The 24,738-nt window shown below is 69.4% G+C and carries 26 protein-coding genes; 17 read left to right on the plus strand and 9 right to left on the minus strand.

Going from position 1 to position 24,738, the window contains the following annotated elements; genetic code table 11:
* The first annotated feature begins 23 nt into the window (after positions 1–23).
* On the plus strand, positions 24–452 hold the full coding sequence (locus tag E0H45_RS38085; RefSeq protein ID WP_202872718.1) for a hypothetical protein: 429 nt from the start codon (positions 24–26) through the stop codon (positions 450–452).
* Here E0H45_RS38085 and E0H45_RS38090 read toward each other — a convergent pair.
* Positions 361–1,542 (minus strand): MFS transporter, encoded by a 1,182-nt coding sequence (locus tag E0H45_RS38090; RefSeq protein WP_131346886.1) that lies wholly within the window; start codon positions 1,540–1,542, stop codon positions 361–363. The genes E0H45_RS38085 and E0H45_RS38090 overlap by 92 nt on opposite strands.
* A gap of 52 nt (positions 1,543–1,594) precedes the next feature.
* Between E0H45_RS38090 and E0H45_RS38095 the strand changes: the two genes are divergently transcribed.
* Positions 1,595–2,356 (plus strand): DeoR/GlpR family DNA-binding transcription regulator, encoded by a 762-nt coding sequence (locus E0H45_RS38095; protein WP_131346889.1) that lies wholly within the window; start codon positions 1,595–1,597, stop codon positions 2,354–2,356.
* Positions 2,353–3,522 carry an MFS transporter gene (locus E0H45_RS38100; protein ID WP_238155627.1) on the plus strand — a complete coding sequence of 390 codons (1,170 nt, stop codon included), beginning with the start codon at positions 2,353–2,355 and terminating at the stop codon, positions 3,520–3,522. The genes E0H45_RS38095 and E0H45_RS38100 overlap by 4 nt, the downstream gene beginning before the upstream one ends.
* Here E0H45_RS38100 and E0H45_RS38105 read toward each other — a convergent pair.
* Together E0H45_RS38105 and E0H45_RS38110 are read right to left on the minus strand one after the other, a co-directional pair.
* Complete coding sequence (locus tag E0H45_RS38105) at positions 3,506–4,618, minus strand: trans-sulfuration enzyme family protein (protein ID WP_131346891.1); 1,113 nt, start codon at positions 4,616–4,618, stop codon at positions 3,506–3,508. The two genes, E0H45_RS38100 and E0H45_RS38105, sit on opposite strands and share 17 nt — an antisense overlap.
* Positions 4,619–4,677: 59 nt before the next feature.
* Positions 4,678–5,286 (minus strand): TetR/AcrR family transcriptional regulator, encoded by a 609-nt coding sequence (locus tag E0H45_RS38110; RefSeq protein ID WP_131346893.1) that lies wholly within the window; start codon positions 5,284–5,286, stop codon positions 4,678–4,680.
* A 108-nt stretch (positions 5,287–5,394) separates the two neighbouring features.
* Here E0H45_RS38110 and E0H45_RS38115 point away from each other — a divergent pair, with 108 nt between their 5' ends.
* The 3 genes from E0H45_RS38115 to E0H45_RS38125 are packed head-to-tail and all read left to right on the plus strand — an operon-like array spanning position 5,395 to position 9,262.
* Positions 5,395–6,612 carry a cytochrome P450 gene (locus tag E0H45_RS38115; RefSeq protein WP_131346897.1) on the plus strand — a complete coding sequence of 406 codons (1,218 nt, stop codon included), beginning with the start codon at positions 5,395–5,397 and terminating at the stop codon, positions 6,610–6,612.
* Between the two features lie 58 nt (positions 6,613–6,670).
* Positions 6,671–7,801 carry a D-alanine--D-alanine ligase family protein gene (locus tag E0H45_RS38120; protein ID WP_131346899.1) on the plus strand — a complete coding sequence of 377 codons (1,131 nt, stop codon included), beginning with the start codon at positions 6,671–6,673 and terminating at the stop codon, positions 7,799–7,801.
* A gap of 9 nt (positions 7,802–7,810) precedes the next feature.
* Positions 7,811–9,262, plus strand: coding sequence for a carboxylesterase/lipase family protein (locus E0H45_RS38125; protein ID WP_131346901.1), 1,452 nt, complete (start codon positions 7,811–7,813; stop codon positions 9,260–9,262).
* Between the two features lie 868 nt (positions 9,263–10,130).
* On the opposite strand, the gene E0H45_RS38130 is transcribed toward E0H45_RS38125, so the two are convergent.
* Both E0H45_RS38130 and E0H45_RS38135 read right to left on the minus strand, forming a co-directional pair.
* On the minus strand, positions 10,131–11,339 hold the full coding sequence (locus tag E0H45_RS38130; RefSeq protein ID WP_131346903.1) for an RNA polymerase sigma factor: 1,209 nt from the start codon (positions 11,337–11,339) through the stop codon (positions 10,131–10,133).
* Between the two features lie 56 nt (positions 11,340–11,395).
* Complete coding sequence (locus E0H45_RS38135; protein ID WP_131346905.1) at positions 11,396–11,812, minus strand: YciI family protein; 417 nt, start codon at positions 11,810–11,812, stop codon at positions 11,396–11,398.
* 513 nt (positions 11,813–12,325) lie between these two features.
* Here E0H45_RS38135 and E0H45_RS38140 point away from each other — a divergent pair.
* Together E0H45_RS38140 and E0H45_RS43520 are read left to right on the plus strand one after the other, a co-directional pair.
* Positions 12,326–13,486 carry an ice-binding family protein gene (locus E0H45_RS38140; RefSeq protein WP_165546747.1) on the plus strand — a complete coding sequence of 387 codons (1,161 nt, stop codon included), beginning with the start codon at positions 12,326–12,328 and terminating at the stop codon, positions 13,484–13,486.
* Complete coding sequence (locus E0H45_RS43520; RefSeq protein ID WP_131346909.1) at positions 13,483–14,262, plus strand: class F sortase; 780 nt, start codon at positions 13,483–13,485, stop codon at positions 14,260–14,262. Before E0H45_RS38140 ends, E0H45_RS43520 begins: the two co-directional genes overlap by 4 nt.
* A gap of 8 nt (positions 14,263–14,270) precedes the next feature.
* Here the strand turns inward: E0H45_RS43520 and E0H45_RS38150 are convergent, their stop codons facing one another.
* Together E0H45_RS38150 and E0H45_RS38155 are read right to left on the minus strand one after the other, a co-directional pair.
* A complete protein-coding gene (locus tag E0H45_RS38150) occupies positions 14,271–14,651 on the minus strand; it encodes a DUF3515 domain-containing protein (RefSeq protein ID WP_238155628.1) in 381 nt (126 codons plus the stop codon).
* A 136-nt stretch (positions 14,652–14,787) separates the two neighbouring features.
* Positions 14,788–15,024: an Lrp/AsnC family transcriptional regulator gene (locus E0H45_RS38155; RefSeq protein ID WP_170990044.1), complete on the minus strand. Its 237-nt coding sequence runs from the start codon at positions 15,022–15,024 to the stop codon at positions 14,788–14,790.
* A gap of 134 nt (positions 15,025–15,158) precedes the next feature.
* Here E0H45_RS38155 and E0H45_RS38160 point away from each other — a divergent pair, with 134 nt between their 5' ends.
* Genes E0H45_RS38160 through E0H45_RS38170 form a run of 3 tightly spaced genes read left to right on the plus strand, consistent with a single transcriptional unit; the run spans position 15,159 to position 17,552 of the window.
* Positions 15,159–16,121 carry a thiamine-phosphate kinase gene (locus E0H45_RS38160; RefSeq protein WP_131346912.1) on the plus strand — a complete coding sequence of 321 codons (963 nt, stop codon included), beginning with the start codon at positions 15,159–15,161 and terminating at the stop codon, positions 16,119–16,121.
* A gap of 1 nt (position 16,122) precedes the next feature.
* Positions 16,123–16,929: a bifunctional hydroxymethylpyrimidine kinase/phosphomethylpyrimidine kinase gene (gene thiD, locus E0H45_RS38165; RefSeq protein ID WP_131346914.1), complete on the plus strand. Its 807-nt coding sequence runs from the start codon at positions 16,123–16,125 to the stop codon at positions 16,927–16,929.
* Positions 16,926–17,552, plus strand: coding sequence for a DinB family protein (locus E0H45_RS38170; protein ID WP_131346916.1), 627 nt, complete (start codon positions 16,926–16,928; stop codon positions 17,550–17,552). Before thiD ends, E0H45_RS38170 begins: the two co-directional genes overlap by 4 nt.
* Here the strand turns inward: E0H45_RS38170 and E0H45_RS38175 are convergent.
* The gene (locus E0H45_RS38175) at positions 17,549–18,706 is read right to left on the minus strand and encodes an ROK family transcriptional regulator (RefSeq protein ID WP_131346918.1); all 1,158 of its coding nucleotides are present in this window, start codon (positions 18,704–18,706) and stop codon (positions 17,549–17,551) included. The genes E0H45_RS38170 and E0H45_RS38175 overlap by 4 nt on opposite strands.
* Positions 18,707–18,754: 48 nt before the next feature.
* Here E0H45_RS38175 and E0H45_RS38180 point away from each other — a divergent pair, with 48 nt between their 5' ends.
* From E0H45_RS38180 to E0H45_RS38205, 6 genes are all read left to right on the plus strand, one after another.
* Positions 18,755–19,375, plus strand: coding sequence for an HAD-IA family hydrolase (locus E0H45_RS38180; RefSeq protein WP_131346920.1), 621 nt, complete (start codon positions 18,755–18,757; stop codon positions 19,373–19,375).
* The gene (locus tag E0H45_RS38185) at positions 19,372–20,595 is read left to right on the plus strand and encodes an MFS transporter (RefSeq protein WP_131346922.1); all 1,224 of its coding nucleotides are present in this window, start codon (positions 19,372–19,374) and stop codon (positions 20,593–20,595) included. Before E0H45_RS38180 ends, E0H45_RS38185 begins: the two co-directional genes overlap by 4 nt.
* 40 nt (positions 20,596–20,635) lie before the next feature.
* The gene (locus E0H45_RS38190; RefSeq protein ID WP_131346924.1) at positions 20,636–21,469 is read left to right on the plus strand and encodes an SMP-30/gluconolactonase/LRE family protein; all 834 of its coding nucleotides are present in this window, start codon (positions 20,636–20,638) and stop codon (positions 21,467–21,469) included.
* Positions 21,470–21,602: 133 nt separating this feature from the next.
* Positions 21,603–22,085 (plus strand): GNAT family N-acetyltransferase, encoded by a 483-nt coding sequence (locus E0H45_RS38195; protein WP_131346926.1) that lies wholly within the window; start codon positions 21,603–21,605, stop codon positions 22,083–22,085.
* Positions 22,086–22,161: 76 nt separating this feature from the next.
* Positions 22,162–22,386: a hypothetical protein gene (locus tag E0H45_RS38200; RefSeq protein WP_131346928.1), complete on the plus strand. Its 225-nt coding sequence runs from the start codon at positions 22,162–22,164 to the stop codon at positions 22,384–22,386.
* Complete coding sequence (locus E0H45_RS38205; RefSeq protein ID WP_165546749.1) at positions 22,383–23,126, plus strand: peptidoglycan-binding protein; 744 nt, start codon at positions 22,383–22,385, stop codon at positions 23,124–23,126. Before E0H45_RS38200 ends, E0H45_RS38205 begins: the two co-directional genes overlap by 4 nt.
* 6 nt (positions 23,127–23,132) lie before the next feature.
* Here the strand turns inward: E0H45_RS38205 and E0H45_RS38210 are convergent, their stop codons facing one another.
* Positions 23,133–24,704, minus strand: coding sequence for a GxGYxYP domain-containing protein (locus E0H45_RS38210; RefSeq protein WP_131346929.1), 1,572 nt, complete (start codon positions 24,702–24,704; stop codon positions 23,133–23,135).
* Positions 24,705–24,738: the final 34 nt, after the last annotated feature.

Genomic DNA, 24,738 nt, shown 5'->3' on the forward strand with positions numbered 1-24,738 from the left:
CTCCACTGTTTACCTTCAAACGCGTGTCTCCCCAAAACAGCGGTTATCTCCGCATCGTCCGCGCCAGCGCCTGGTACGACCTGATCGTCACGGCCGGCTTCGCCACACCCTGGACCTACGTGCTCGTCCACCGGGCCCTGTCGTCACTGGGGGCCTTTCCGCCGGCCGACACCATCCAGACGCTGTACGCCAACCTGATGGGCTCGGTCGTGGTTGTCTGGGCACTCCTGCGCCTCTTCCGGACCTTGCCGCTGCATGGCTTGTACGACGGCATTGCCCGGGTGCTGTTCGCGTCCTGGCAGGCGTACGCGTTGACGCACGGCGCTCCCAGGATCCTCGTGGTGTTCCTGGTGGTGGAGGTCAGCTTTGGAGTGGTTCAGCTCCTGCCCTGGCCGGCCGACCTGTTGCGAGGACCCGAGCGAACACGGCCAGCCCGGCGGCCAGTGCGGTGACGACGATGAAGGACATGGTCAGGCTGCTGGCCTGGGCGATGCCGCCGATGATCGACGGGGCTACCAGGCCGGAGGCGTAGGTGATGGTCGCGACGCCGGCGATCGCCTGGCTCGGGTTGGGGCCGGTGTGGCCGGCGGCGGCGAAGGCCAGCGGTACGACGACCGCGATGCCGACGCCGATCAGGCCGAAGCCCGCCATCGCGGCGATCGCGTTCGGTGCGAGGACGACGAGCAGACCGCCGAGGGTCGCGATCACGCCGCTCCAGCGCACCGTCCGTACGGCGCCGAACCGGTCGACGACCGCGTCACCCGTCAGCCGGGCGATCGCCATCGTCAACGCGAACCCGGTCGTCGCGCCGGCCGCGACACCCGCCGAGCTGTCCAGGACGTCGCGCAGGTACACGGCCGACCAGTCCAGGCTCGCGCCCTCCGCGAACACCGCGCAGAACCCGACGGCCCCGATCAGCAGGGCCGACTTCGGCGGCAACGCGAACCGCGCCGGCGGCTCCTCGTCCTCCTCGGGATGGATGTTCAGAACGAACTGACACACCACCGTGCCGACGACGGTCAGCACGACGGCAGCGACCGTGTGGTGGACCTGCGCGCTGAGATTCGCATGTGCCGCGACCGTCCCGACCGCGGATCCGACCAGCGCGCCCACACTCCACAGGCCGTGCAGCCCGGACATGATCGACTTCTTCAGCCGGTGCTCGACCTCGACGCCGAGCGCGTTCATCGCGACGTCGGCCATCCCCGCCGTACCGCCGTAGATCAGCAGCGCGGCGCACAACGTCAGCAGGCCGGGGGCGAACGACGGCAAGATGAGGGCGAGCGTCCACAGCGCGAGCAGCCCGCGCAGCGCGGTCCGGGTCCCGAACCGGTGACTGACCCGGGCGGCGAGCGGCATCATCAGGGCCGCTCCGAGCGCTGGGAACGCAAGCGCCAGGCCGAGTTGGCCCGCGGACACCCCCGCGTGCTCCTGGATCCAGGGCACCCGGGTCGCGAACGACCCGGTCACCGATCCGTGCACGCAGAAGACGGCAGCCACGGCGTACCGCGACCGCTTGACGAGTGTGGTGTCTTCAGTCACAAGCAAACAAACAATCTGTTTGAACAATCAGGCGGATGGTAGTTTTCTGCGCATGAGAAGTGCGGAACGGCACCAAGTGATCGTAGAACGACTACGAGTCGTTGACCGAGTGTCGGTCCAGGAACTGGTCGAAGCGACCGAGGCCTCGGACATGACGGTCCGCCGTGACCTCGACTTCCTGGCCGCGCAGGGCGTCCTGAAACGCGTCCACGGCGGCGCGGTGTCCGCGATGCCGTCCGGCCTGGAGCCGCCGCACTCGTTGCGTGCCCAGGCCGCCGTCGCCGCCAAGCAGGCGATCGCCCGCGCCGTCGTCGAGCACCTTCGCGACGGCGAGACGATCGTGCTCGACAGCGGTACGACGGCCCTCGAGACCGCCAAGCTCTTGCACGACCGGGCGATGACGGTGATGCCGCTCTCGCTGCACGTCGCGCACGAACTGGCCGACGCGCCGCGGATCCGGCTGCTGATGCCGGGCGGCGAAGCGCGCAAGGGGGAGCTGTCGCTGGTCGGCCCGCTGACCGTTGCCTCGCTGCGCGCGCTGCGGTTCGACGCCGCCGTACTGAGCCCGTGCGCGTTCAGCCTCGACGCCGGGCTGACGGCCTTCGACCTCGGCGACGCGGAGGTCAAGCAGGAAGCGATGAACGTTGCCACCCGCACCATCGTGCTCGCCGACGGCGCCAAATGGGACCGCGCCGCCCTCGCCTACGTCTGCCCGGCAGATCGCCCCGACCTGATCATCACCGACAACTCCGCACCCGAGGACCAACGAACCATGCTGACCCAACGCGGCGTACTGGTAGAGGTGGCTCCTTGACCGCCACCGAACAGCTGCAGACCGCACCGCCCCGAGCCGCTCGTGTCGCCACTTGGCTGTACTTCGGTCTGAACGGGTTCGCCGTCGGGATGTGGGTCGTGCACATCCCGAGCATCGAACAGAAGACCGGGATCACCCACAGCACCCTCGGACTGCTCCTGCTGGTCCTCGGCGGCGCCGCGTTCATCGGCATGCAGGTCGCCGGGCCGCTCGTCGACAAACTCGGTCAACGCCGGCTCGTGCCTGCGGCCGGCATCCTGCTCGGCATCGCGCTCGCCGGCCCCGGCCTGGCCACGAACTGGTGGACGCTCGGGCTCACGCTGATCCTCGTCGGCTTCGGCAACGGTTCGATCGACGTCGGGATGAACGCGCAGGCCGTCGTGGTCGAGCGCGGCTACCCGCGACCGATCATGGCCGCCTTCCACGCGATGTGGTCGATCGGTGGGGCGATCGCCGCCGTCATCGGCGCCGCCACGCTGAAGGCCGGCGTACCGACCGAGGTCACGCTCGGCCTGTCCGGCCTGGTCTGTATCGCGATCGCGCTGGCCGCCAGCCGGTTCTTGCTGGAGGCAACGATCTCCGATGAGGACTCGGATGCGGGGGCCCCGCGCGAGAAGCCGCCGGCCAAGCTGGTCTGGGCGCTCGGCGGGCTCGCGTTCGGCCTGATGCTGTCCGAGGGTGTGGCCAACGACTGGGCCGCGCTGCACTTCCGCGACATCCTCGGCACCTCGGTCAGTACGGCGGCCTTCGCGTACGGTTCGTTCGCGGTCGCGATGACCGTCGGACGGTTCCTCACCGACCGGGTCGCGGCCGTCGTCGGTCCGGCGGCGATCGTGCGCTGGGGCGCCGCGATGGCGGCGGTCGGTCTGACGCTCGTGATCGTCGTACCGTGGGTGCCCGCCGCGCTCGTCGGCTGGGCGATCTTCGGCCTCGGCCTCGCGGGCGGCGTACCGCAGTTGTTCACCGCCGCCGGCAACCTCGACCCGCGCTCGTCCGGCGCCCTGATGGCCCGCGTCGTCGGCCTCGGGTACGTCGGCCTGCTGGCAGGCCCTGCACTGATCGGCGGCCTCGCGCACTGGATGCCGCTGAACATCGCGTTCATCCTGCCGGTCCTCCTGTGTGTGCTGACGTTCTTCGGCGGACCGGTGCTCAAATCCCGGCGTTGAGCGCCTGCTCGAGATCGGCCCACAGGTCGTCGGGGTGTTCGATGCCGACGGACAGACGGATCAGGTCCTCGGGGATCGTCGGGACCTCGATCGGCCAGCGGCGGCGGCGTTCCAGCATCGACTCGACGCCGCCGAGGCTGGTCGCGTGCACCCAGAGCTTGGTGCTCTCGCAGACCTTCTGGGCCCCGGTCGCGTCGCCGCCGAGCTCGAAGGCGAGGATCGCGCCGAAGCCGGACATCTGCGCGGCCGCGCGGTCGTGTCCCGGGTCGTCCGGCAGTCCGGGGTAGCGCACGCGGCTGACCCGCGGGTGCGCACGCAGCCGCTCGGCCAGGAACGCGGCGTTCGACTGGGCCCGCTCCAGGCGGAGCGCGAGCGTGCGCAGGCCGCGGAGCGCGAGCCAGGCCTCCATCGGGCCCGGGACCGCACCGAGGCTGCGGCGACGCAGGTCGATCGCCGACCACAGGTCGTCGTCCGCGGTGACGACCGCGCCGAGAAGAACGTCCGAGTGACCGGCGATGAACTTGGTCGCCGAGTGCATCACGACATCCGCGCCGAGCCGCAACGGCTGCTGGAGCAGGGGAGTCGCGAACGTGTTGTCGACGACAACGGTCGCACCGGCGGCACGACCGGCCGCGGCGAGGGCGGGGATGTCGGCGACCTCCATCGCGGGGTTGGTCGGTGATTCGATCCAGAGCATGTCTGCGCCGTCGACCGCTTGGACGGCTGCGTCCGTGTCGGCGATGTCGACTCGGTCGACCTTCAGCCGGCCGGTCGCGGCCTGCTGGTCGAGGAGCGCGAGTACGCCGGAATACGCGTGCTGCGGCGCGACCACACGGCCACCGACCGGGATCAGATCGATGAGGGCCGCCGCGGCCGCCATCCCGGAGGCGAACGTCAGCGCGCGACCACCCTCCAACGCGCCGAGGGTCTCCTCGAGCGCGGTCCAGGCGTCGTTCCCGAAGCGTCCGTAGCCACGATCGCCACCGGCGACGTACGTCGAGCTGAAGACGGGGGACTCGCCGACGGGAGCATTCGGTACCCGCTCCGGCCGACCTGCATGGACGACGACGGTGGACGGATCGAGGTCAGGAGTCATGCCCCGAATTGTCCCTGCTACTTGGCCGTTCGCGTCGGGCGGGTCAAGCGTCCTGCGGGTCAGGCGTCTTGTGCGCCGGGGAGTGGGACGCCGCCGGTGCACAGCAGACGCATCGCGCGCCGGGCCAGCGCCTTCGCCTCGACGGTGTCCGGGGTGTCGACCCAGACGCGGACGACCGTCTCGATGATGTTCATCGCGATCCCCGCGGACAGTGCGGCGACAAACTCCGAGCGGCGCGGGTCGTCCGTGGGCAGCCGGCGTACCAGTTCGTCGGCGAGATCGGTGCGGAAGCGCCAGATCAGCTCGTTCAGGTGCGCGCTCACGGACCCGGTCTGCTCGGCCAGGTCGAACACCGCGCGGATCCGTTCCGGGTTCCTCTCGAGCTGTTCGAGGACCCGCTCGATCACCGCGCGCAGACCGTCGGGCAGGTGCATCGCGGGCTGCTGGTGGAACCAGTCGACCGCGTCGGCCAGGCAGTCGTCGACGAACTCGAGGACCAGCCCCTCCTTGGTCGGGAAGTACCGGTAGAGCGTGCTCGGCCCGACCTCGGCCGCCGCCGCGATCTGCTCGACCGTCGTCCGGCCGAACCCGTTGTCGCTGAACAGTTCGAACGCCTTGTCCGCGATCAGCCGGCGGGTCCGCTCCCGCTTCACCTCGCGCAGTCCCATCAGCACCTCCGCGGGCAGGGTATCGCCTCCGACGCGCCGCTGGGTGTTCCTAATCGGAAGCGTCAGTCATATGGTAGTCACTACCAAAATCTTACGAGAGGGCGCGCGATGACCGAGAGCTTTCCCGTCCGCAGGCCGTCCGGTTGCCCGTTCGATCCGGCGCAGGAGTACGCCGCGTTCCGCCGTACCGAGGCGCCCGCGAAGGTGTCGACGCCGGCCGGTGTCGACGCGTACGTGATCAGCCGGTACGACGATGTCCGCACCCTGCTCCGGGACAGCCGGCTGAGTTCGCGGCTGGCGCCCTCCGATCACGTCGTACCGGATGCGGATCTGGACCGGGAGGTGGAGTCGGGGTCGATCCTGCAGGTGGACGGGGCGGCGCACAAACGTTTGCGCAGGATGTTGGCGACCGAGTTCGCGGTCAAGCGGATGGAGGCGATGCGGCCGCGGATCGCGTCGATGATCGAGGAACGGATCGACGCGATGCTGGCTGGTGGTGGGCCGGTGGACCTGGTGCAGGAGTTCGCGTTGCCGATCCCGTCGCTGGTGATCTGCGAACTGCTGGGCGTTCCGTACGCGGACCGCGACGAGTTCCAGGAGCGGAGTGCCCTGCTCGTCCGGGTCGACGGGTGGACCGACGAGATCGGGCGGGCCAGCGACGAGCTGAACCAGTACATCGTCGGGCTGGTGCTGGCGAAACAGGCGCATCGCGAAGACGACCTGCTGTCCCGGCTGATCACCCGCGGCGAGGACCTCGGTACGCCGCTGAGCCTGGAGGAGCTGGTGACGGTCGGGGTCACGCTGCTGATCGCCGGCCACGAGACGACCGCGAACATGATTGCGCTCAGCACGCTAGCGCTGCTCGCGAATCCGGCGCAGCTCGATTCGCTGCGGGCCGATCCCTCGCTCGCACCGGCCGCGGTCGAGGAGCTGCTGCGGTACCTGTCCGTGGTGCACTTCGGACTGTTCCGGTACGTCACCGACGACCTGCCCGTCGGCCCGTTGACGATCGACGCCGGCGGTTACCTGATCGCGGCGCTGTCCTCGGCCAACCGCGACGAGAGCGTGTTCGACGACCCGGATCGGCTGGATCTGGAGCGGAACGCCGCGGCGCACCTGGCCTTCGGGTTCGGGCCGCACCAGTGCATCGGCCAGCAGCTCGCGCGGGTCGAACTGCAGGAGGTGTTCACGCGGCTGTTCGCCCGCATTCCGACGCTGCGACTCGCCGTACCGTTCGAGAAGATCGACTACCGAGAGAACACGCTCGTGTACGGAGTGACAGCGTTGCCAGTCACCTGGGACGACCCGCTACCTACTGCGATCTGAAGGGTTCTTAACCGAACCCCGGTCGGAACCTGATCTCCGGGCCGCTACAGTCGAGCCGGTGAGTGAGTACTCAGAAAGTCAGCGAAAGCCCCGTGTCGCCGTCGTCTTCGGCGGCCGGTCGAGCGAGCACGCCATCTCGTGCGTGACCGCCGCGAACGTCCTGCAGGTCATCGACCGGGACAAGTACGACGTGGTCCCGGTCGGCATCAGTACCAGCGGGCACTGGGTGCTCGAGAGCGGCGATCCCGAGCGGCTGTCGATCACCGACGGCAAGCTCCCCGAGGTCGACGTGACCGCGATGCCGGTGCTGTTCGGCGCGAACCGCGAACTCGTGGTCAGCGAACCCGACCAGGTGCCGAGCACGCTCGGCGAGGTCGACGTGGTCTTCCCGCTGCTGCACGGCCCGTGGGGCGAGGACGGCACCATCCAGGGCCTGCTCGAGATGTCCGACATCCGGTACGTCGGTTCCGGCGTCCTCGCCAGTGCTGTCGGCATGGACAAGCACTACATGAAGGTCGTGTTCCAGGCCGCCGGGCTCGAGGTCACGCCGTACGTCGTGATCCGCGACCGGGACTGGATCCGGGACGCCGACGCGTGCCGCGCGGCGGTGGACGCGCTCGGCTACCCGGTGTTCGTGAAGCCGGCCCGCGGCGGGTCGAGCCTCGGGATCAGCAAGGTGAACAGCCTGGACGAGCTCGACGAGGCGGTCGCGGTGGCGCGGGCGCACGACCCGAAGGTGATCGTCGAGGCGTCGGCGAAGAGCCCGCGGGAGATCGAGGTCGGGGTCCTCGGCGGCCTGAACGGCGGCAACCCGGAGGTCAGCGTCTGCGGCGAGATCTCGGTCTCGGGCGGCGGGCACGACTTCTACGACTTCGAGACCAAGTACCTGCCGGAGGGCGAGGAGTACACGGCGCTCTCGGTGCCGGCCGACCTGCCTTCGGAGATCGCGGACGAGGTCCGCGCGAAGGCGTTGACCGCCTTCGACGCGATCGAGGCCGAGGGGCTGGCGCGGGTCGACTTCTTCCTGGACGCCGACAACCGCGTGGTCATCAACGAGATCAACACCATGCCCGGGTTCACGCCGACCAGCATGTTCCCGCGGCTTTGGGCGGCCTCCGGCAGGGACTACGCGGCCCTCGTCGAGCATCTTCTGCAACTGGCCATGACCCGCCCCACCGGCCTGCGCTGACCTCACCGGATGGCGCTCGCCGGCACGCAGTACGGCCCGGTCCGGGGGACCGATGCCGACGTGCTGTCCTTCAAGGGCATTCCGTACGCCGCGCCGCCCGTCGGCCCGAACCGCTTCCAGCCGCCGCGCCCGCCGGAGCCGTGGACGTCGCCCCGTGACTCGCGTGGTTACGGGGCGACGGCTCCGCAGACCCGCATCGAGGGCGTGATGGGTCAGCTGATTCCGCGGACGATCATTCCGGGCGACGACTACCTGAACCTGAACGTCTGGACGCCGGGCCTGACCGGACGGGCGCCGGTCATGGTCTTCATCCACGGCGGCTCGTTCACGAGCGGCTCCGGAGCGCTGTCCGTGTACGACGGCACGCGGTTCGCCCGCGACGGCGTCGTACTGGTGACGATCAACTACCGGCTGGGCGCCGACGGGTTCCTGTGGTTCGGGGACGGTACGCCGAACCTCGGGCTGCTCGATCAGATCGCGGCCCTGACGTGGGTCCGCGACAACATCGACGGCTTCGGCGGCGACCCGGGCAACGTGACCATCTTCGGCGAGTCGGCCGGTGCGATGAGCGTCTGCACGTTGCTCGCGATGCCCGCTGCCGAGGGCCTGTTCCATCGGGCGATCGCCCAGTCGGGCGCCGGTCACAACACGATCAGTCCCGAGAGCGCCCGCCTGGTCGGCACGCGCCTGGCCGCAGCGCTCGGTACGGCGCCGACTCGTGAGGCCATCGCCGACGTACCGGTCCCGCAGTTGCTTGCGGCGCAGGACATGCTCAGCCAGCAGGTGTCGGCGAAGCCGCGCGCCAAGCGGTGGGGCGACGTTGCCCGCACACTCCTGCCATTCAGTCCCGTGGTCGACGGTGACCTCCTGCCCGGTGCACCCCTCGACCGCATCCGGGCCGGCGCTGCCGCTGACGTCGACCTCCTCATCGGCACGAACAGCGAAGAGGCGCGGCTCTTCCTCGTACCAACCGGCGTCGCCGCCCGGATGAACACACCGCTCCTGTACGCCGCTGCTGCGCTTCGCTTCGGCTTGCCCGTGAGCGGCGTACGTCGCTACCGCGCGAACCGCCCCGGCGCCACGGCGGGTGATGTGCTGGCCGCGGTGATGACGGACTCGTACTACCGCATCCCCGCGATCCGCCTCGCCGAGGCCCACCGCGGCACGTACATGTACGAGTTCGGCTGGCGATCACCCGCCTGCGACGGCACCCTAGGCGCCTGCCACGCCCTCGAGCTCGCCTTCGTCTTCAACAACCTGGACGACCCCTCAACAGCGCCGATGCTAGGCCCCGCCCCACCACAACACCTAGCGGACCTCGTACACCGCACCTGGCTCAACTTCGCCACCACCGGCACCCCCGACTGGCCGCCCTACACCCCAGAACAACCCACAACCCGCCACTTCAACACCCCCTCCACCACCACCACGAACACCAACCCTGGCCCCACCCCCCACTAACCCCCCGCCGCTGCCCCCGCCGCCGGCCCCAGAGCCTGCCGCCTGAACTGGGCCCGGCGCACAGGAACTAGTGCGAGCGCCCAGGAAATACCCTGTCCAACACCCCCGCCACACGAGCCCAGCCCCCACCACACGGGTACCGCCGCCGCCACACGGGTACCGCCGCCGCCACGCAGGTACCGCCCCGCCGCCTGCCCACTACCGCCGGCCAGGGAGCCTGCTGGCTCATCTGAGGGCCGGTGCACAGGAACTGGTGCGAGTCCCCAGGAAAGAACCTGTCCAACACCCCCGGCACGCAGGCAACGCCCCCGGCACGCGGGCAACGCCCCCGCCACGCAGGCCCCGTCCCCGCCGCCTGCCCACTGCCGCCGGCCTCGGAGCCTGCTGGCTCAACTGGGGCGGTGCACAGGAACTGGTGCGAGTGCCCAGGAAATAACCTGTTCAACGCCCCCGCCACGCAGGCAACGCCCCCGGCACGCAGGCAACGCCCCCGCCGCCGGCCGCCGTCGGCCCGGGAGCCTGCTGGCTCAAACTGGGGGTCGGTGCACAGGAACTGGTGCGAGTGCCCAGGAAATAACCTGTTCAACGCCCCCGCCACGCAGGTACCGCCCCCAGAACTGGGCGGGGCGCGGAACGGATGTGGGGCGGATGGGGCGCAGCGGATGAGGCGCGGACGGGCCGCGGAACGCGATGTGCGCGGACGGGGGGCACCGGATGAGGCGCGGGCGGGCGCAGCGGATGTGGCGCGGGTGGGCGCAGGCGGGGTGTGTGGCGCGGGCGGGTGCGGCGCGGGTGTGCGCAGGCGGGGTGTGGCGCGGGCGGGGTATGGCGGATGTGGTGCCGCGGATGTGGTGCGGCGGATGGGGCGTCAGGTGTTGGGGAGGGTGTTGGCGCGGGTTCGGAGGTAGCGTTGTTGGGGGATGCTGGTGGTTCGGTTTGCTGCTTCTTCGTATGCGGCTCTTGCGCCGGGGGTGTCGCCGGACATCTCCAGTAGGTGCGCGCGGACTGCCGATAGGCGGTGGTCCTTGGCGATTCGGTCGTCGTGCTCGATTGACCCGAGCAACGCGAGCCCTTCGTCCGGGCCTCGCGCCATTGCGACCGCGACTACGTGGTTGAGGGCAACCATTGGGTTGTCGGTGAGCTGTAGCAGTACCTCGTACAACGCGACGATCTGCCGCCAGTCCGTGTCCTCGGCCGTCGGGGACTCGTCGTGCACTGCCGCGATCGCCGCCTGCAACTGGTACGGCCCGACCGGTCCGCGGGGCAGTGTCGCCGTGATCAGTTCGACGCCCTCCCGTATCAGCTCCGGAATCCACAGCGACCGGTCCTGCTCCGCCATCGGCACCAGTTCGCCGAGCGGCCCCGTGCGCGCCGGCCGCCGCGCGTCCGTCAGCAACATCAACGCCAGCAACCCGGCGACCTCGGCATCATCCGGAAGGAGCCTGTGCAGCAGCCGCGCCAACCGGATCCCCTCGGCTGCCAGTTCGACGCGTTGCAGGCTCGGGCCCGTCGTACTCGCGTAACCCTCGTTGAAGATCAGGTACACGACCTTCAGCACCGCTCCCAGCCGCTCGTCGCGATCGGCCGGCATCGTGAACCGCGCGCCGCTGTCCTGCACACTCGCCTTCGCCCGGGTGATCCGCCGCGTCATGGTTGCCTCCGGCACCAGGAACGCCCGCGCGATCTCTCCCGTCGTCAGACCACCGACCGCGCGCAACGTCAGCGCGATCTGCGATGCCGGCGACAACGACGGATGGCAGCACAGAAACAACAGCACCAGGGTGTCGTCCGCGTCGCCGACCGGCTCACCCTGCAGGGCCCAGGTCGCGACCCGTTCCTCCCGCCGCTGACGGGCCTGCTCCCGCCGGAGCAGATCCGTCAGTCGACGAGAAGCGACCGTGATCAACCAGCTACGCGGACTGTCTGGCACCCCGTCCAGCGGCCACTGCTGCGCCGCCGCGAGCAGTGCCTCCTGCACCGCGTCCTCAGCCGTGTCGAAGTGCCCGTACCGCCGGACGAGCGCCCCAAGAACCTGCGGCGTCAGCTCGCGCATCAGGTCCTCGAGCGGCGCGGTCATGAGTCACAGTCCCATGACCACGCCGGCAGCCCATCCAGAAGCGCGGTCATCGTCGATCACTCCACCAGATCGTCGCGGCCCTCGACGAGCGGGCGGATGTCCGCGTACGCCGTCGCGCGGGCGAACTCGGGTGCCGGAGTGTCAGCGAGTCGTGAAGCGATCTCCGTGGCCCGGTCGAACGACTCGCACTCGACGATCCAGTACCCCGCGAGCACCTCCTGCGTCTCGGCGTACGGCCCGTCGGTCACCACCGACTGCCCGTCCTTCGACCCCAGCCGCCGGGTCAGCACCGGCGCCGCCAGCCCGCGCGTCTCGACCAGCTCACCCGACTCGATCAGCTCGTTGTTGAACTTCTCCATGAACGCCCCCATCGCGGCGAAGTCCTCCGGCTTCCAGGCAGGCTTCCCCGTGTCCTTCCCCGCCATCCCGTCGTAGTCCTGCTGCGACGCGTACGTCAGGATCATGTACTTCATCGATCACTCCCGTCATCCGGGCACCCACCGCGGGCGCCTCCACCCGAGACGTCGCACCCGAGATCCCCAACCGGACACCACCAGCCGACGAATCCGACCTCACCAGCGAGTATGCCGGTGGGAACCGTGGCACAGCGATCGCATCGGCGGTAGATCGCGGCACGGTACTAGTTGAATGAAGCAACGACCGCAGTTGATTGCCGAGCGCCCGCATCAGACTGTTGACAGTGAGTCATCACTGACCTAGCGTCATCTACCTGTAACGAATTGTGATCGGCGTGAGACGGCCCGCAAGGCCGCCGCTGATCGAACGGGACGCCAGCACGATGGCGGGACAGCGAAGTTTCTGCTGCCCGTGGCGATCTCCCGATGTCCTGTTACCGGGCCTGGACCTGTCCCGGATCGCTCGATGTCATTTCTTGCGACCGCGGATCCTCCTACGAACTGCCCGGACAACAAGTCGTCCTGTCACCGATCAGGCGGCTTATCGATGGACTGAGGGTGAAACCGATCATGAAGTTGCCCACCTATGCGCCCACACTCGGCCGGTTACGGCTGAGCGTACTGGCGGTCTCCGCTGCACTCGTCGTGTCCGCGGGCGGTTTGCTCGTCACCGGAGGCGATGCGCAGGCCGCAGCCGTGGCGGTGCCACTCGGCACCGACGAGAGTTTCGTGGTCCTGGCCGGAGCGGGAATCACCAACACCGGACCGACCGTGCTGACGGGGGACATCGGCAGCTTCCCGAACCCGGCGATCACCGGCACCGGAACGATGACGATCACCGGAACGAACCACGCCGGCGACAACGTGACCCAGGAGGCGAAGAAGGATCTGGTCACGGCCTACAACGTCGCCGCCGGGGAGTCGCCGCCGACGCCGATCACCGACGATCTGGGCGGCAAGACGCTGACCCAGGGCGTCTACAACTCGGCCTCCTCGATGGGGCTGACCGGCGCATTGACTCTGAACGCCGAAGGCGACGCGGGGGCGGTCTTCGTGTTCCAGGCGGGCTCCACCCTCACCACGGCGTCCAGCAGCAGCGTGGTGCTGACCAACGGTGCTCAGGCCTGCAACGTGTTCTGGCAGGTCGGTAGCTCGGCGACGATCGGTACGGCGACCCAGTTCCGCGGGACTGTCCTGGCGCTGGCCTCGATCACGATGAACACCGGTGCCACTGCGGTCGGCCGGATGCTGGCTCGAAACGGGTCGGTGACGCTGGACACCAACACCCTCACCAAACCGACCTGCAGCACCACGCCTCCGACGACTCCGCCGACGACACCGCCGACCACGCCGCCGACCACGCCGCCGACCACGCCGCCGACCACGCCGCCGACCACGCCGCCGACCACGCCGCCGACCACGCCGCCGACCACGCCGCCGACCACGCCGCCGACCACGCCGCCGACCACGCCGCCGACCACGCCGCCGACGACACCGCCGACCACGCCGCCGACGACACCGCCGACGACACCGCCGACCACGCCGCCGACCACGCCGCCGACGACACCGCCGACGACACCGCCGGTGCCGACGGTCTCGCCTAGGCCGCCGCAGGTCACGAGGACTCCGGGGGGCCCTGTCGGAACGGGTGACGCGTCCGGCTTGTCGATCCTCCTCGTGGGGCCGCCGACCTTCCCGTGGTTCTGGGGGATCGTGGCCGGCACCCCATGAGGACGGGCGCGGCGGTTCTGTTCCTCGCGACCATCCTCACTCTGACCGGATGTAGCACTGAGTCGGGCACGGGGCAGACTCAAGGCGCACGTTCAGTCGAGGTCGCGAGCGGAGCCGCCGCGCCGACCACCACCGTCATCACACCCACGCCGAGCACACCGAGCACACAGAACACGGGCGCACCGACCCGGACACCAACGCTTGCGGTAGGCCCGACCGGGAGACCAACCCTTGCGGTAGGCAAGGACAGTCCAACACTCCGCACGGAGCCATCCGCCGAACCGTCCCGACGATCACCCCAAGGTCAGAGGCGCGGAAAGCCGGCCTCGCTGCGGTCGTCCACCCCGATCCGGGTGCGGATTCCCGCGATCGGGGTGGATTCACGCCTCATGCGTCTTGGTATCACCCGCAGCGGCAGTTTGCAGGTGCCGCCGAACGGCTTCCCGGCCGGATGGTTCACCGGTGCTCCCACACCCGGCGAGACAGGCCCGGCCGTTATTGCCGGCCACGTCCGCTGGGCCGGCCGGCCCGGTGTCTTCGCCAGGCTGGCCTCGCTGAAGCCCGGCGACAAGATCATGGTGGCCCGGCAGGACCACTCAACCGCAACGTTCCGGGTGAGCCGGGTCAAGGAGTACCCGAAGGCCAGCTTCCCGAGCGCCGCAATCTACGGCGATATCGACCACGCCGGGCTGCGACTGATCACGTGCGGTGGGCTCGATGCAGTGTCGGAGAAGTACGAGGCCAATCTGGTGGTCTTCGCCGACCTGATCGACTGACGCAGTCGTCAGGTGCAGGGGGTGACGAGTTTGTCGAATTTGTGGACAGCGTCGGAGACGTCGGTGAGGGCGTTGGCTTCGGGGGTGTATTCGGAGGGGACTGCGACCTCGAAGTAGAGGGAGCGGCCGATCGTGGTGAAGATGAAGCCGTTCTCGACCTGTTTGGCGAACCAGCCGACGCCGTTGACCTCGAAGCACTGAGACTGGGCCTCGGCCATGCCGGCCGGGGGTGTCACGCCGCAGGTCATTTCGATCGGCGGGTCGCCGTACGCCGTGGTCAGAGGGCTCTTCGGCGAGGCCTCGCGGCGTTCGGCGTCGAGGACTTTGGCGGGGAGTGCCTTGACCAGGTCGGCGCAGGCGGCGGCGACCTCGGGCGCGGGGGAGGGCACGGGCACAGGCGTCGGCCCGGGACTGCACCCGGCGATCAGCAGCAGACAGAGTGCAGCACCAACGGTCCGGACACGGGCTGGTCCGGTGGATGGGAGTTTAGGCATGCTGAGAAGTGGCGGTCCTCGTGCCGGAGAATCAGATGTGGACGACGGGGCAGGTCAGCGTGCGGGTGATGCCGGGAACGTTCTGGACCCGGGCAACCACCAGTTTGCCCAGCTCGTCGACGTTGCGGGCTTCCGCGCGGACGATCACGTCGTACGGACCGGTGACGTCCTCGGCCAGGGTGACGCCCTGGACCTCGGCGATCTGTGCCGCGACGTCGGCCGCACGGCCGACCTCGGTCTGGATCAGGATGTAGGCCTGGACCACCACGTCGTTCTCCACTCAGTCGTCCTCAGCTGGCTCCGGTCACCCACAGGCGTACTGCGGGGCGGCCGGGCGTACTCTTCGTTGCCCGGTCACGGTACCGCCTAGACTCCGCCTAGCGATATGGGAGGTCTGCTGACGTGACAGAGACGTTGGGGAGCACGGGTGAGTTCGGCCTGATCGCGGCCGTCACCAAAGGGCTGTCCACAGGTGAGGACGTCCTGGTAGGTCCTGGTGACGACGCGGCCGTGATGGCGGTGCCGGACGGCCGCATGGTGATCACGACGGACCTGCTGGTCGAGGGCCGGCACTTCCGCCAGGACTGGTCGTCGGCGTACGACGTGGGCCGCAAGGCCGCCGCACAGAACCTGGCCGACGTGGTGGCGATGGGTGCCCGCCCGACCGCGCTCGTGGTCGGTTTCGGCGGCCCTGCCGAGCTGCCGACCGCCTGGGCGCTGGAGCTGAACCAAGGCATCGCCGACGAGTGCGAGCTGGTCGAGGCCAGCATCATCGGCGGCGACACGGTCCAGTCCGACAAGATTGTCGTGTCGGTGACCGCTTTCGGTTCGCTGGACGGCCGTCCTCCGGTGCTGCGCTCGGGTGCCCGCCCGGGTGACGAGGTCGCGTACGTCGGTCGGCTCGGCTGGGCCGAGGCGGGCTGGGCGGTGCTCGCTCGCGGGTTCCGCTCGCCACGGGCCGTGGTCGAGGCGCACAGGCGCCCGCAGCCGCCGTACGCCGAGGGTCCGCGGGCCGCGCTCGCCGGGGCCTCCTCGTTGTGTGACGTGAGCGACGGCCTGCTGTCCGACCTAGGCCATATCGCGGCGGCGAGCCAGGTGATCATCGACGTGCACACGAAGGCGCTGACCGTGCCTGAGCCGCTGCAGGCGGTGGCTGCGGCGACCGGTGTGGACGCGCTGAAGTTCGTGCTGACCGGCGGCGAGGACCACGCTCTGGTCGGTACCTTCGAGCCGGCCGACGTCCCGGAGGGCTGGACCGTGATCGGCTCGGTTGCTGAGGGCAACGAGGAGCGACCGGCCGGGACGGTGACCGTGGACGGCGCGCCGTATGCTGCGGACACCGGACACGCCCATTTCAGGAGTTGAGATGCCGCCCCCCAGAGTGCTGACCATCGCCGGTTCCGACTCCGGCGGCGGGGCCGGGATCCAGGCGGATCTGAAGGCGATGCTCGCGAACGGTGTGCACGGCATGAGCGTGCTGACCGCGATCACCGCGCAGAACAGCGTCGGCGTCCAGGGCGCCTGGGAGCTGCCGGAGGAGCAGGTCCGGGCCCAGTTCCGCAGTGTGGTGGACGACATCGGGGTCGACGCGGTGAAGACCGGCATGCTGGCGTCCGAGTCGATGGTTCGCGTCGTCGCGTCGCTGCTGCGGACCCTGCCGCCGGAGGTGCCGGTCGTGGTCGATCCGGTGTCGGTGTCCAAGCACGGCGACGCACTGCTCGCGGCCGATGCGATGGAGGCCGTGCGCGCGGAGATCGTCCCGCTGGCTACAGTCCTCACTCCGAACCTCACTGAGCTCGGACCGGTCTCCGGCATCGACCTGGAGACGGTAGAGGACCGGGAGCTCGCTGCGAAGGCTCTGCTCGAGGCAGGTGCGTCCTGGGTGCTGGTGAAGGGCGGCCACGACGTCGGTACGGCGTCGGTCGACGTACTGCACGGTCCAGGGGTACGGCGTTCGTACAGCGCGCTCCGGGCCGACAACAGACACACCCACGGCACGGGATGCACGCTGGCGAGCACCATCGCGTCGTACCTTGCTCGTGGGTACGACGTACCGGGTGCTGTCGGCGCTGCGAAGGAGTACGTGACCGGGGCGATCGCGGCCGGGTTCGCGCTCGGCGACGGCATCGGTCCGGTTGATCATGCGTGGAGATTCAGAGGGAGCAGCAGTTGAGCAAGCAGCAGCCCCCGGTCGACGGGTACTGCGAGCAGTGCGGTTTCAACTACGACACCGGGACCTTGCAGGGCACCGTGACGCTGCTCGTCCGGCAGTCGGCGGACTGCAGCATGGCGCTGACGAAGGCCGCGGCCGGTCCGGACCCGAACGTGGTGCGCCTGCGACCGGAGCCGGACGTGTGGTCGGCGATCGAGTACGCGTGCCACGTGCGCGACGTACTCGAGGTGCAGCGGCACCGGATCGCGCAGTGCCTGGCCGAGGACCGGCCGGTGTACGCGCCGATGGACCGGACCGGGCGGGTGAAGCAGGAGAAGTACGAGAACCAGGACCCGATGGAGGTCGCGGCCGCGCTGGTGCGGTTCGCGCGCGAGTTCGGGGCGGCGGCGCGGGTGCTGCAGCCGCAGGAGCTGGGGAAGCTGGGGCTGTACAACTACCCGGTCCGGGCGCCGCGCACGCTGGGCTGGATCATCCGGCACACCGCCCACGAGATCCAGCACCACCGGCACGACATCCTCGAGATCCTTGCGAAGGTAGAGCCCCCGATCGTCCCCAAGCCCAAGGTCGAAGAGGCAGTGGAGGCCGCAGAAGAGGCGGCTGACGGCGCAGAGGTGGCCGACTAGCGCTGGGCGACCCAGGCTGCGATGGCCGGCTCGGTGGTGAGGTGGTCGAGTGCCAGCGCGGCCGCGCCACGGAGCGGCCCGTCTGGCTGGTGCGTGGCCGGCAGCACGGGTGGGGGAGTACTGCGGTGGAACGTCATCAGACCGCTCTCGTACGCCTCCGCAAAGGTGTCCTCCGCGGCTGCTCGCAGGGGGATCGCCAGGCCGCCGATCGTGACCACATCCGGGTCGTGCGCGTTCACGAGACCTGCGATCCCGTAGCCCAGTGCGGCGACCACTCTGGTCACTGCAGCGCGGGCAGCCCGGTCAGTGCGCCGCAGTACCTCTTCTGTGTAGGCAACGGGGTCATCCGGCGTCGGCTGCTTGAGGTAGCGCGCCAGAGCGCGTCCGTCGATCTCCAGGTCCCAGCAGCCACGTGCACCACACGGACAGGTACGGGAACGGTCACCAAAGGGCATGTGGCCGTACTCGCCACCTGCACCCGAAGCGCCTTGTGCCGGCACCCCGTCGATCAGGAGCGTTCCGCCGATACCCACCTCGATGATGAGGTGTACCGCCGTACCAGCTCCCGCAGCAGCGCCAGTACGCGCCTCGGCCACACCACTCAGCGTCGCGTCGTTGCCAGCAAGCAGCGGTACGCCGGTGTCGCCAATGACCTGTGCAAGGTCCAGCTCCACCCACTCCAACGTCGGGGCCTGCATCAGGTGGTTGTCACGGACAGTGCCTGGTACGGCGAGGCTGACCATCTGGAGCCGAGCGCCGTACCGCTGCTGCGCCTGCTCCACCTCACGCCGCAGGTTGTTCAGCACCACCTGTGCGCGCCGACTCCGGTGCCGCCTGTACTGCGGCTCCTGCAGCGACCCGTCGAGCTCTACCACCGCACTCCGCCAACTGCTCTGTCGCAGGTCGAGTGCGAGCACCACAGGTCCGTGCGGATGCGGCTGCAGCACCGTGGTCGGCCGACCACGGCCCTGACTGGGCGCAGGTACCTCAGTCAGCAGCTGTACGTCGCGTAGCCGAGCGGTCACCTCGGTCGCCGAACCCGTGCTCAACCGCAGCGCCCGCGCGACGGCCGCCCGCGTGATCCCGGGCTGACGCGTGAGCTGGGTCAGCACGTCCGCAGCCGTCTGCCACTGTCCACGACGTACTGGAGTCATCGCTGCCCTTCCCGTTATGCTCGGAGGACGAGTTTAATGGGAGGGGTCATGGAGATCCGGGACATCCGCGCGGTCCTGTTCGACATGGACGGCACTCTGGTCGATTCCGACGCGATCGTCGACCGGAGCTGGAGTCGCTGGGCGATCGAGTACGGCGTATCGCCGGCCGAGGTGCTCGCCGTAGCGCACGGGAACCCCGCGGTGGCGACCATCGCGCAGATGCTGCCCGACGCGACGCCGGCCGAGCGTGCGGCGGCGGGGGCGCGGGTGCTCGAGCTCGAGGTCAACGACGTCGACGGTGTGGTGGCGAAGCCGGGGGCGCTGGAGCTGCTCGACACGCTCGACCGGATCGGTCTGCCGTGGGCGGTCTACACCAGTGCGCCGGCCCAGCTCGCGAAGGTGCGGCTGACCGCGGCCGGGATCGCGCCGTCGATCCTCGTCACGGTCGACGACGTCAGCTGTGGCAAGCCGGACCCGGAGGGGTACCTGAAGGCGGCCGAGCTTCTCGGCGTACCCGCGACGCAGTGTCTGGTAGTCGAAGACACTGTGGTCGGGTTGTCGGCCGGTCAGGCGGCAGGTGCGCTCACGGCCGGTCTGAAGGGCATTTCGGCGGACATCGAGCTGGCTGATCTGCACCGGCTCGACGCGCTGTTCAAAGGTCTGGAATGACCGCGGACGCACAGGCTCCGCCGCGGAGCGGTGCCCGCGGCGACGAGATCCGTATCGGTATCGCGCTGTCCGCGATGGGGTTCGTGCTGGCCGGGCTCGGCGCGTGTGTGGCGATCCTCGCGCGGGATCTCGACGAGCCGACCGGCCGGCTGGCGCTGATGTCCTCGGGGTTCGCGGTCGGGCTGCTGCTGGTCGCGGTGGTCGGTCCGCGGATGCTCAAGCTCTGGCCGATGCCGACGGTGCTCGCGCTCGGGTCGGTCGTCTGCGCGGTAGGTGCGGTCCTCATCGCCGTCGCCCCGACGTACGCGGTAGCTATCGCCGGTGGGCTGCTGGTCGGCCTCGGCGGCGCGCTCCTCGTCCTGGTCGCCCCGCTGATGCTCAACGGCCCGACGGCCGCCGCCCGCCTGAGCCGGGTCAACGCCGTCGCCAGCGGGACCGGAATCCTAGCGCCGCTAGCAATCGGCACCCTGGACGGTCTCGGCCCCAGCGGGCGCTACGCCATGCTTGCCGCCGCGCCACCGCTCCTTTTCCTAGCGGTGCTAACTCGGCGCGCTCGACCGCCCCGGGCAACAGCGGAGCGCGGCGCGGAAGGCGAGCGGCCAGGGGCCGGCGTGCCGGTGCTGATTGATTCGGCTCCGGCTGTCGGCCTGGGGCAGAAGTGGCGGCGAGTGGGGCGGCGGGTCGTCATGGACGTCGGCGCGGGATGGCTCCGGGTCGTGCTCGCAGTCTCCGTCGAGTTCTGCTTCGTGGTGTGGGCGGTGGCGCGGTTGGTGGCCAGCGGGTTGCCCACTGCAGCGGCCGCGCTGCTCGGCAGTGCGTTCCCGATCGGTATGGCGGTCGGCCGCGCGATCGGACCGATCCGCTACCGCGGGTGGTCGCCGGTGTTCCCGTCAGGCGCACTCGCCGCCTGCGGCACGTTGCTGGTGAGCTTGTTCGACGCGCCGGCTGCGGTCGCACTCGGCCTGGTCGTGGCCGGTCTCGGAGTTGCCCCTCTGTATCCGGTGACGCTCGCAGCCCTCGTCGCGACCCCCGGTCTCAGCTCGGCCCGCCTCGCCGCGGTCGGTGCAATGGCCTCGGGTACGGCGATCCTGGTCGCGCCGGCGCTCCTCGCCGTACTCGCACGAGTCGTCGATCTGCGGACGGCGTACCTCGTGACGCTGCCGTTGATCGCCGTACTCTTTCTGCTCAGCCGTCGATCTGACCGGGCTTCGTTCGTGTAGAGGGTGAACGAGCCCGAAAAACGACGAACGAGGTGACGTGATGAAGCTTCTGCTGGACGGCCTGGCCTTTCCTGAGTCGGCGCGCTGGCACGACGGCCGGTTGTGGTTCTGCCACTGGATCGCGCAGCAGATCATCGCTGTCGACGCCGGCGGCAAGACCGAATCCTTCGAGGCGCCGGTCGAACGGTTGATGGGTTGGTCCGTCGACTGGCTGCCGGACGGCCGGATGCTGACCACCGGCGACAAGCTGCGCCGGTACGAGCCCGACGGCACCATCACCGTGCTCGCCGAGCAGGGCGCGAACGAGATCGTGGTGGATGCCCAGGGCAACATCTATCTGGACGGTGCGGACTTCGACTTCGCCGGTGGCGAGGCGCCGAAACCCGGCTGGATCAAGCTGGTCACACCGGACGGCCAGGTGCGGCAGGTCGCCGACGACATCCAGTTTCCGAACGGGATGATTCTCACGCCGGACGGCCGGACGCTGGTGATCGCGGAGTCGTTCGCCGGGCGGCTGACCGCGTTCGACGTCGAGCCGGACGGCGGGTTGTCGAACCGCCGCGTGTACGCCGAGAACCTCGGCCCGGACGGCATCTGCCTCGACGCCGAGGGCGCGATCTGGTGCCAGACCGGCGGCGAGGGCGTGGTCCGCGTCGCGGCGGGCGGCGAGATCCTCGAGCGCATCGACCTCCCCGCGAACCGGGCGCCGTTCGCGCTCGGCCTGGTCGACTTCGACGGCCCGACGCTGTGCATCCTGACCGCGGAATGGCGGATGGACGACAGCATCGCCGACAACCTCGGCCGCCTCACCAACGGCCCGCGGACCGGGCAGATCCACACGATTCCGGTCGCCGTACCGCCGGTCGCTCGCTAGCATCGCGGACATGGAGTGCTTCGCCGCCGGGCGTACCCGGCGCTGATCCCGGCCCACCCCCGTCGCCTGCGCGCGTGCGGTGGGCCGGTCGCGCCTGCCCGGATTTCTCCTTCACTCGCGAGAGGCACGCTCCATGCACCTTCGTCCGTACGTCGACGCTGACCTGGCCCGGCTCATCGACCTCACCATCGACACGTTCGGGCCGTTCTACGAGGAATCGTTCCGGCCGCTGGTCGGTGACCTGATCTTCACCCGCCAGCACGGCGATTGGCGCGGCGACTACCGCAAGCAGGTCGCCGGGTTGCACGATCCGGCCGCACACAAGTACGTCGCCGTTGCGGTCGCTGACGACGTACCTGCCGGGTACGTCGCCTGGCATCTCGACACCGCCCGCCGCCATGCCACAGTCGAGCTCCTGGCAGTCGCGCGTGAGCACCGCCGCTCCAACATCGCGACCGTGCTCTGTGAGCACGCGTTCGCGGCGATGCGAGCCGAGGGCGCGGAGTACGTCGAGATCGGCACCGGAGGCGACGACTTCCACGCGCCGGCGCGCGCGTTCTACGAGTCAATCGGATGCGTGAAACTGCCGGTGGCGGTGTACTTCCGTGAGCTGTAGTCGAACCTCACGGGCTGGAGCATGATGAAGGGATCAGGGCTGGGGGCTTTCATCGTGGTGAGGGGGAGGCATTGCCATGACCGACAACGGGCGGCCGTCGCTGGAAGAGTTGGACGAGTTGCCGGACGAGATGTCGCAGGAAGAGCAGGCCAAGTTGCTCGTCGAACCGAGCTTCGACCATGACATCGACAACGAGGCGGAGGAGCTGGAGGCCGAGTTCGGGCCCGCCGAGGACGGTGAGTACGGCCGGGGGCGGGTCGCCGACCCGGCACCGACGTACTCCGGCGGGGCCGGATCATGAGCGGCCTCGAGGACATGATCCACACCGCCGAGCTCGACATCGGACTCGGCGAGCCGAACAAGATCCAGAAGTGGTACCGCGACCGCAACGGCTCGGCGTTCGCGGGCAACTTCGCGTGGTGCGACGCGTCGATCACGTTCTGGGCCTGGCACTCGGACAACGAGGCCGCGGTGACGTTCGGCGGCGACTTCGCACTGACCACGGCCCACGCGAAGGCGTTCAAGAACCACAGCCAGTGGCACGTGGACATCGCGGGCATCCGGCGCGGTGACATCGTCTTCTTCGACTGGGACGGCACCGACATCAAGGCGCGGATCGACCACGTGGGACTCGTCACCGGGGTCAGCGGCTCGAAGGTCTACACGATCGAGGGCAACTACAGCAACAAGTGCGGCCGGCACACGCGGATGTCCAGCACGATCGCCGGCTACGGGCGGCCGTCGTACGTGCACTCGGCCGGGCCGCGCACCGGGTTCGTCACGTTCCCAGGCAAGTCGTTCTTCGTGATGGGCCGCAAGAGCCCGATCATCGCGGCGATGCACAACCGGCTCGTGGCCGTCGGCTGCAACAAGTACGAAACCCAGACGAACAAGGACACCTGGGGCACCGGCGACCTCAAGTCCTACTCCGCCTGGCAGAAGAAACTCGGCTTCCAGGGCTCGGTCGCCCAACCCGGCTCCGACGCCGACGGAATCCCCGGCAAGGAAACCTGGGACAAGCTCAAAGTCCCCCGCACCTGACCGCGGCTACGGTTTGGCGTGTTGTCCGACCATCCGGACCAGCGTGTCGGGCGGGATGACCTTGACGTGTGGGGCGAGGCCGTCGACGACGGAGAGAACGTTGTCGACGGACTTGCTCCAGGCGTGCCAGACGACGACGGAGTAGCCGGCCGTGGAGTAGGGATTGCGGGTCGCGGCGTTCAGTTCTGCGGTCACGGACGCCTCGTCGGCGCCGTCGAGGCCGTCCCAGAGCATGGTGCGGGCCGAGATGACGGGCTTGCCCTCGGACCAGACGACCTTGCCTTTCAGACCGTCGTACCTCGAGTACTCGAGGTAGATGAGGCCGTCGATCTCGGGCCTCTTGAGGTACGACGACCAGAGCCGCGTGTTCTTGAACGCGTCGAAGTCGATGATCTGCACGACCGAGAGATCGGCCCGCCCCATGGCCCGCGCGAGCGACGCGGTGTGCTTGTCCAGCGCGGCGGCGGGGTAGCGGCTCGGGTACATGTAGCCGCCGCCGGACGGGCCGACCACCCAGCGGTCCTTGCGCGACTGGTCGTAGAACCAGCGCATGACGGACGGCGCGAGATCGATCAGCGACGGAGAGATGCCCCAACCGAGGTCGACCTCACCGCGGCGCGGACTCCCGAACCACCGCGGATCGGTGGGGAAGTCGCCAAGAGCCCACTGGATGTTGTCGCCGTCGGTGATCAGGAAGGTGACGTAATGCGCGTCGGGGTCCGGAGTCGGGGCTTGCGCCGAGACGTGCTGCGTCAGGCGGTCTTCGTAAATGCCTGAGAGCACCGACAGGTTGCGGGCGTGGTCGGCGGGCAGGGCTTTGACGCCGGTGGCCGAGTTCACGCCGATGAAGGCGTCCTCGCCCGCCGAGGCGTCGCCCCAGCCGATGACTGTGCCGTCGTCGTCCAGCGCGTCCACCACGTCGGCGCGGAACTCCGAGTTGCCGTCGAAGAAGGCGAGCGTCCCGGCCATCGTGACGTAGTCCCGGAGCCGCTCCGGGATGTCCGCGCGCTGCTCGACCGCGACATCGTGCCGAAGCCGGGGCCAGTACGTCTCGAACACCCAGCGGTCGTCCTTGTCCCGCACGTCCAGGACCTTGCGCAACCCGTTCCGGATCGCGAGTGCCTCCAAGCTTTCCTCGATCGCCACGGCACCCGTCACGCCGGCGAGCGTGGTCGCGACGTTGACCGACGGGGTGCCCGCGCGAAAGAGAAGATATCCGGAGACGCCGGACCGCTTGACGGTTTTCCACAGGTCTCCGGGCCGCGTCCGGACGCCGTACTGCGACACCAGGCCGTCGAGCCAGTGCTGGTAGCCGAGCGTCGGCAGGTTCAGGTACAGCGATTCGCTGCCGCCCCGTGCCATCAGGCCCTGCAGCGTCGTCGCCAGGGTCCGCTCGGGCAGGCTCAGCGAGTCCTCGGCGAACACGTTCAGCATCCGCGGCCGCTGTCCTTTGGGGTACGCCGACGGAGCAGGCGCAGCGCCGAACGCGAGGGACGGTGAGACGGTCGCGGCGAGACCCAGGCCCGCGGTGAGGCCCAGCGCACTGCGGCGGGAGAGCGTGCGGCGGCGGTCGGACATGTGGTCGCCTCCAGGGAGCGGCTGGTGGACTGTC

The organism is Kribbella soli (assembly GCF_004331345.1).
Taxonomy (GTDB): domain Bacteria; phylum Actinomycetota; class Actinomycetes; order Propionibacteriales; family Kribbellaceae; genus Kribbella; species Kribbella soli.

Excerpts from the sequence above, each read along its gene's own strand:
- E0H45_RS38095 (WP_131346889.1), top strand. The coding sequence starts at position 1,595 with ATGAGAAGTGCGGAACGGCACCAAGTGATCGTAGAACGACTACGAGTC.
- E0H45_RS38105 (WP_131346891.1), bottom strand. The coding sequence starts at position 4,618 with ATGACTCCTGACCTCGATCCGTCCACCGTCGTCGTCCATGCAGGTCGG.
- E0H45_RS38110 (WP_131346893.1), bottom strand. The coding sequence starts at position 5,286 with ATGGGACTGCGCGAGGTGAAGCGGGAGCGGACCCGCCGGCTGATCGCG.
- E0H45_RS38115 (WP_131346897.1), top strand. The coding sequence starts at position 5,395 with ATGACCGAGAGCTTTCCCGTCCGCAGGCCGTCCGGTTGCCCGTTCGAT.
- E0H45_RS38125 (WP_131346901.1), top strand. The coding sequence starts at position 7,811 with ATGGCGCTCGCCGGCACGCAGTACGGCCCGGTCCGGGGGACCGATGCC.
- E0H45_RS38130 (WP_131346903.1), bottom strand. The coding sequence starts at position 11,339 with ATGACCGCGCCGCTCGAGGACCTGATGCGCGAGCTGACGCCGCAGGTT.
- E0H45_RS38135 (WP_131346905.1), bottom strand. The coding sequence starts at position 11,812 with ATGAAGTACATGATCCTGACGTACGCGTCGCAGCAGGACTACGACGGG.
- E0H45_RS38140 (WP_165546747.1), top strand. The coding sequence starts at position 12,326 with ATGAAGTTGCCCACCTATGCGCCCACACTCGGCCGGTTACGGCTGAGC.
- E0H45_RS43520 (WP_131346909.1), top strand. The coding sequence starts at position 13,483 with ATGAGGACGGGCGCGGCGGTTCTGTTCCTCGCGACCATCCTCACTCTG.
- thiD (WP_131346914.1), top strand. The coding sequence starts at position 16,123 with ATGCCGCCCCCCAGAGTGCTGACCATCGCCGGTTCCGACTCCGGCGGC.
- E0H45_RS38175 (WP_131346918.1), bottom strand. The coding sequence starts at position 18,706 with ATGACTCCAGTACGTCGTGGACAGTGGCAGACGGCTGCGGACGTGCTG.
- E0H45_RS38180 (WP_131346920.1), top strand. The coding sequence starts at position 18,755 with ATGGAGATCCGGGACATCCGCGCGGTCCTGTTCGACATGGACGGCACT.
- E0H45_RS38185 (WP_131346922.1), top strand. The coding sequence starts at position 19,372 with ATGACCGCGGACGCACAGGCTCCGCCGCGGAGCGGTGCCCGCGGCGAC.
- E0H45_RS38190 (WP_131346924.1), top strand. The coding sequence starts at position 20,636 with ATGAAGCTTCTGCTGGACGGCCTGGCCTTTCCTGAGTCGGCGCGCTGG.
- E0H45_RS38195 (WP_131346926.1), top strand. The coding sequence starts at position 21,603 with ATGCACCTTCGTCCGTACGTCGACGCTGACCTGGCCCGGCTCATCGAC.
- E0H45_RS38200 (WP_131346928.1), top strand. The coding sequence starts at position 22,162 with ATGACCGACAACGGGCGGCCGTCGCTGGAAGAGTTGGACGAGTTGCCG.
- E0H45_RS38205 (WP_165546749.1), top strand. The coding sequence starts at position 22,383 with ATGAGCGGCCTCGAGGACATGATCCACACCGCCGAGCTCGACATCGGA.
- E0H45_RS38210 (WP_131346929.1), bottom strand. The coding sequence starts at position 24,704 with ATGTCCGACCGCCGCCGCACGCTCTCCCGCCGCAGTGCGCTGGGCCTC.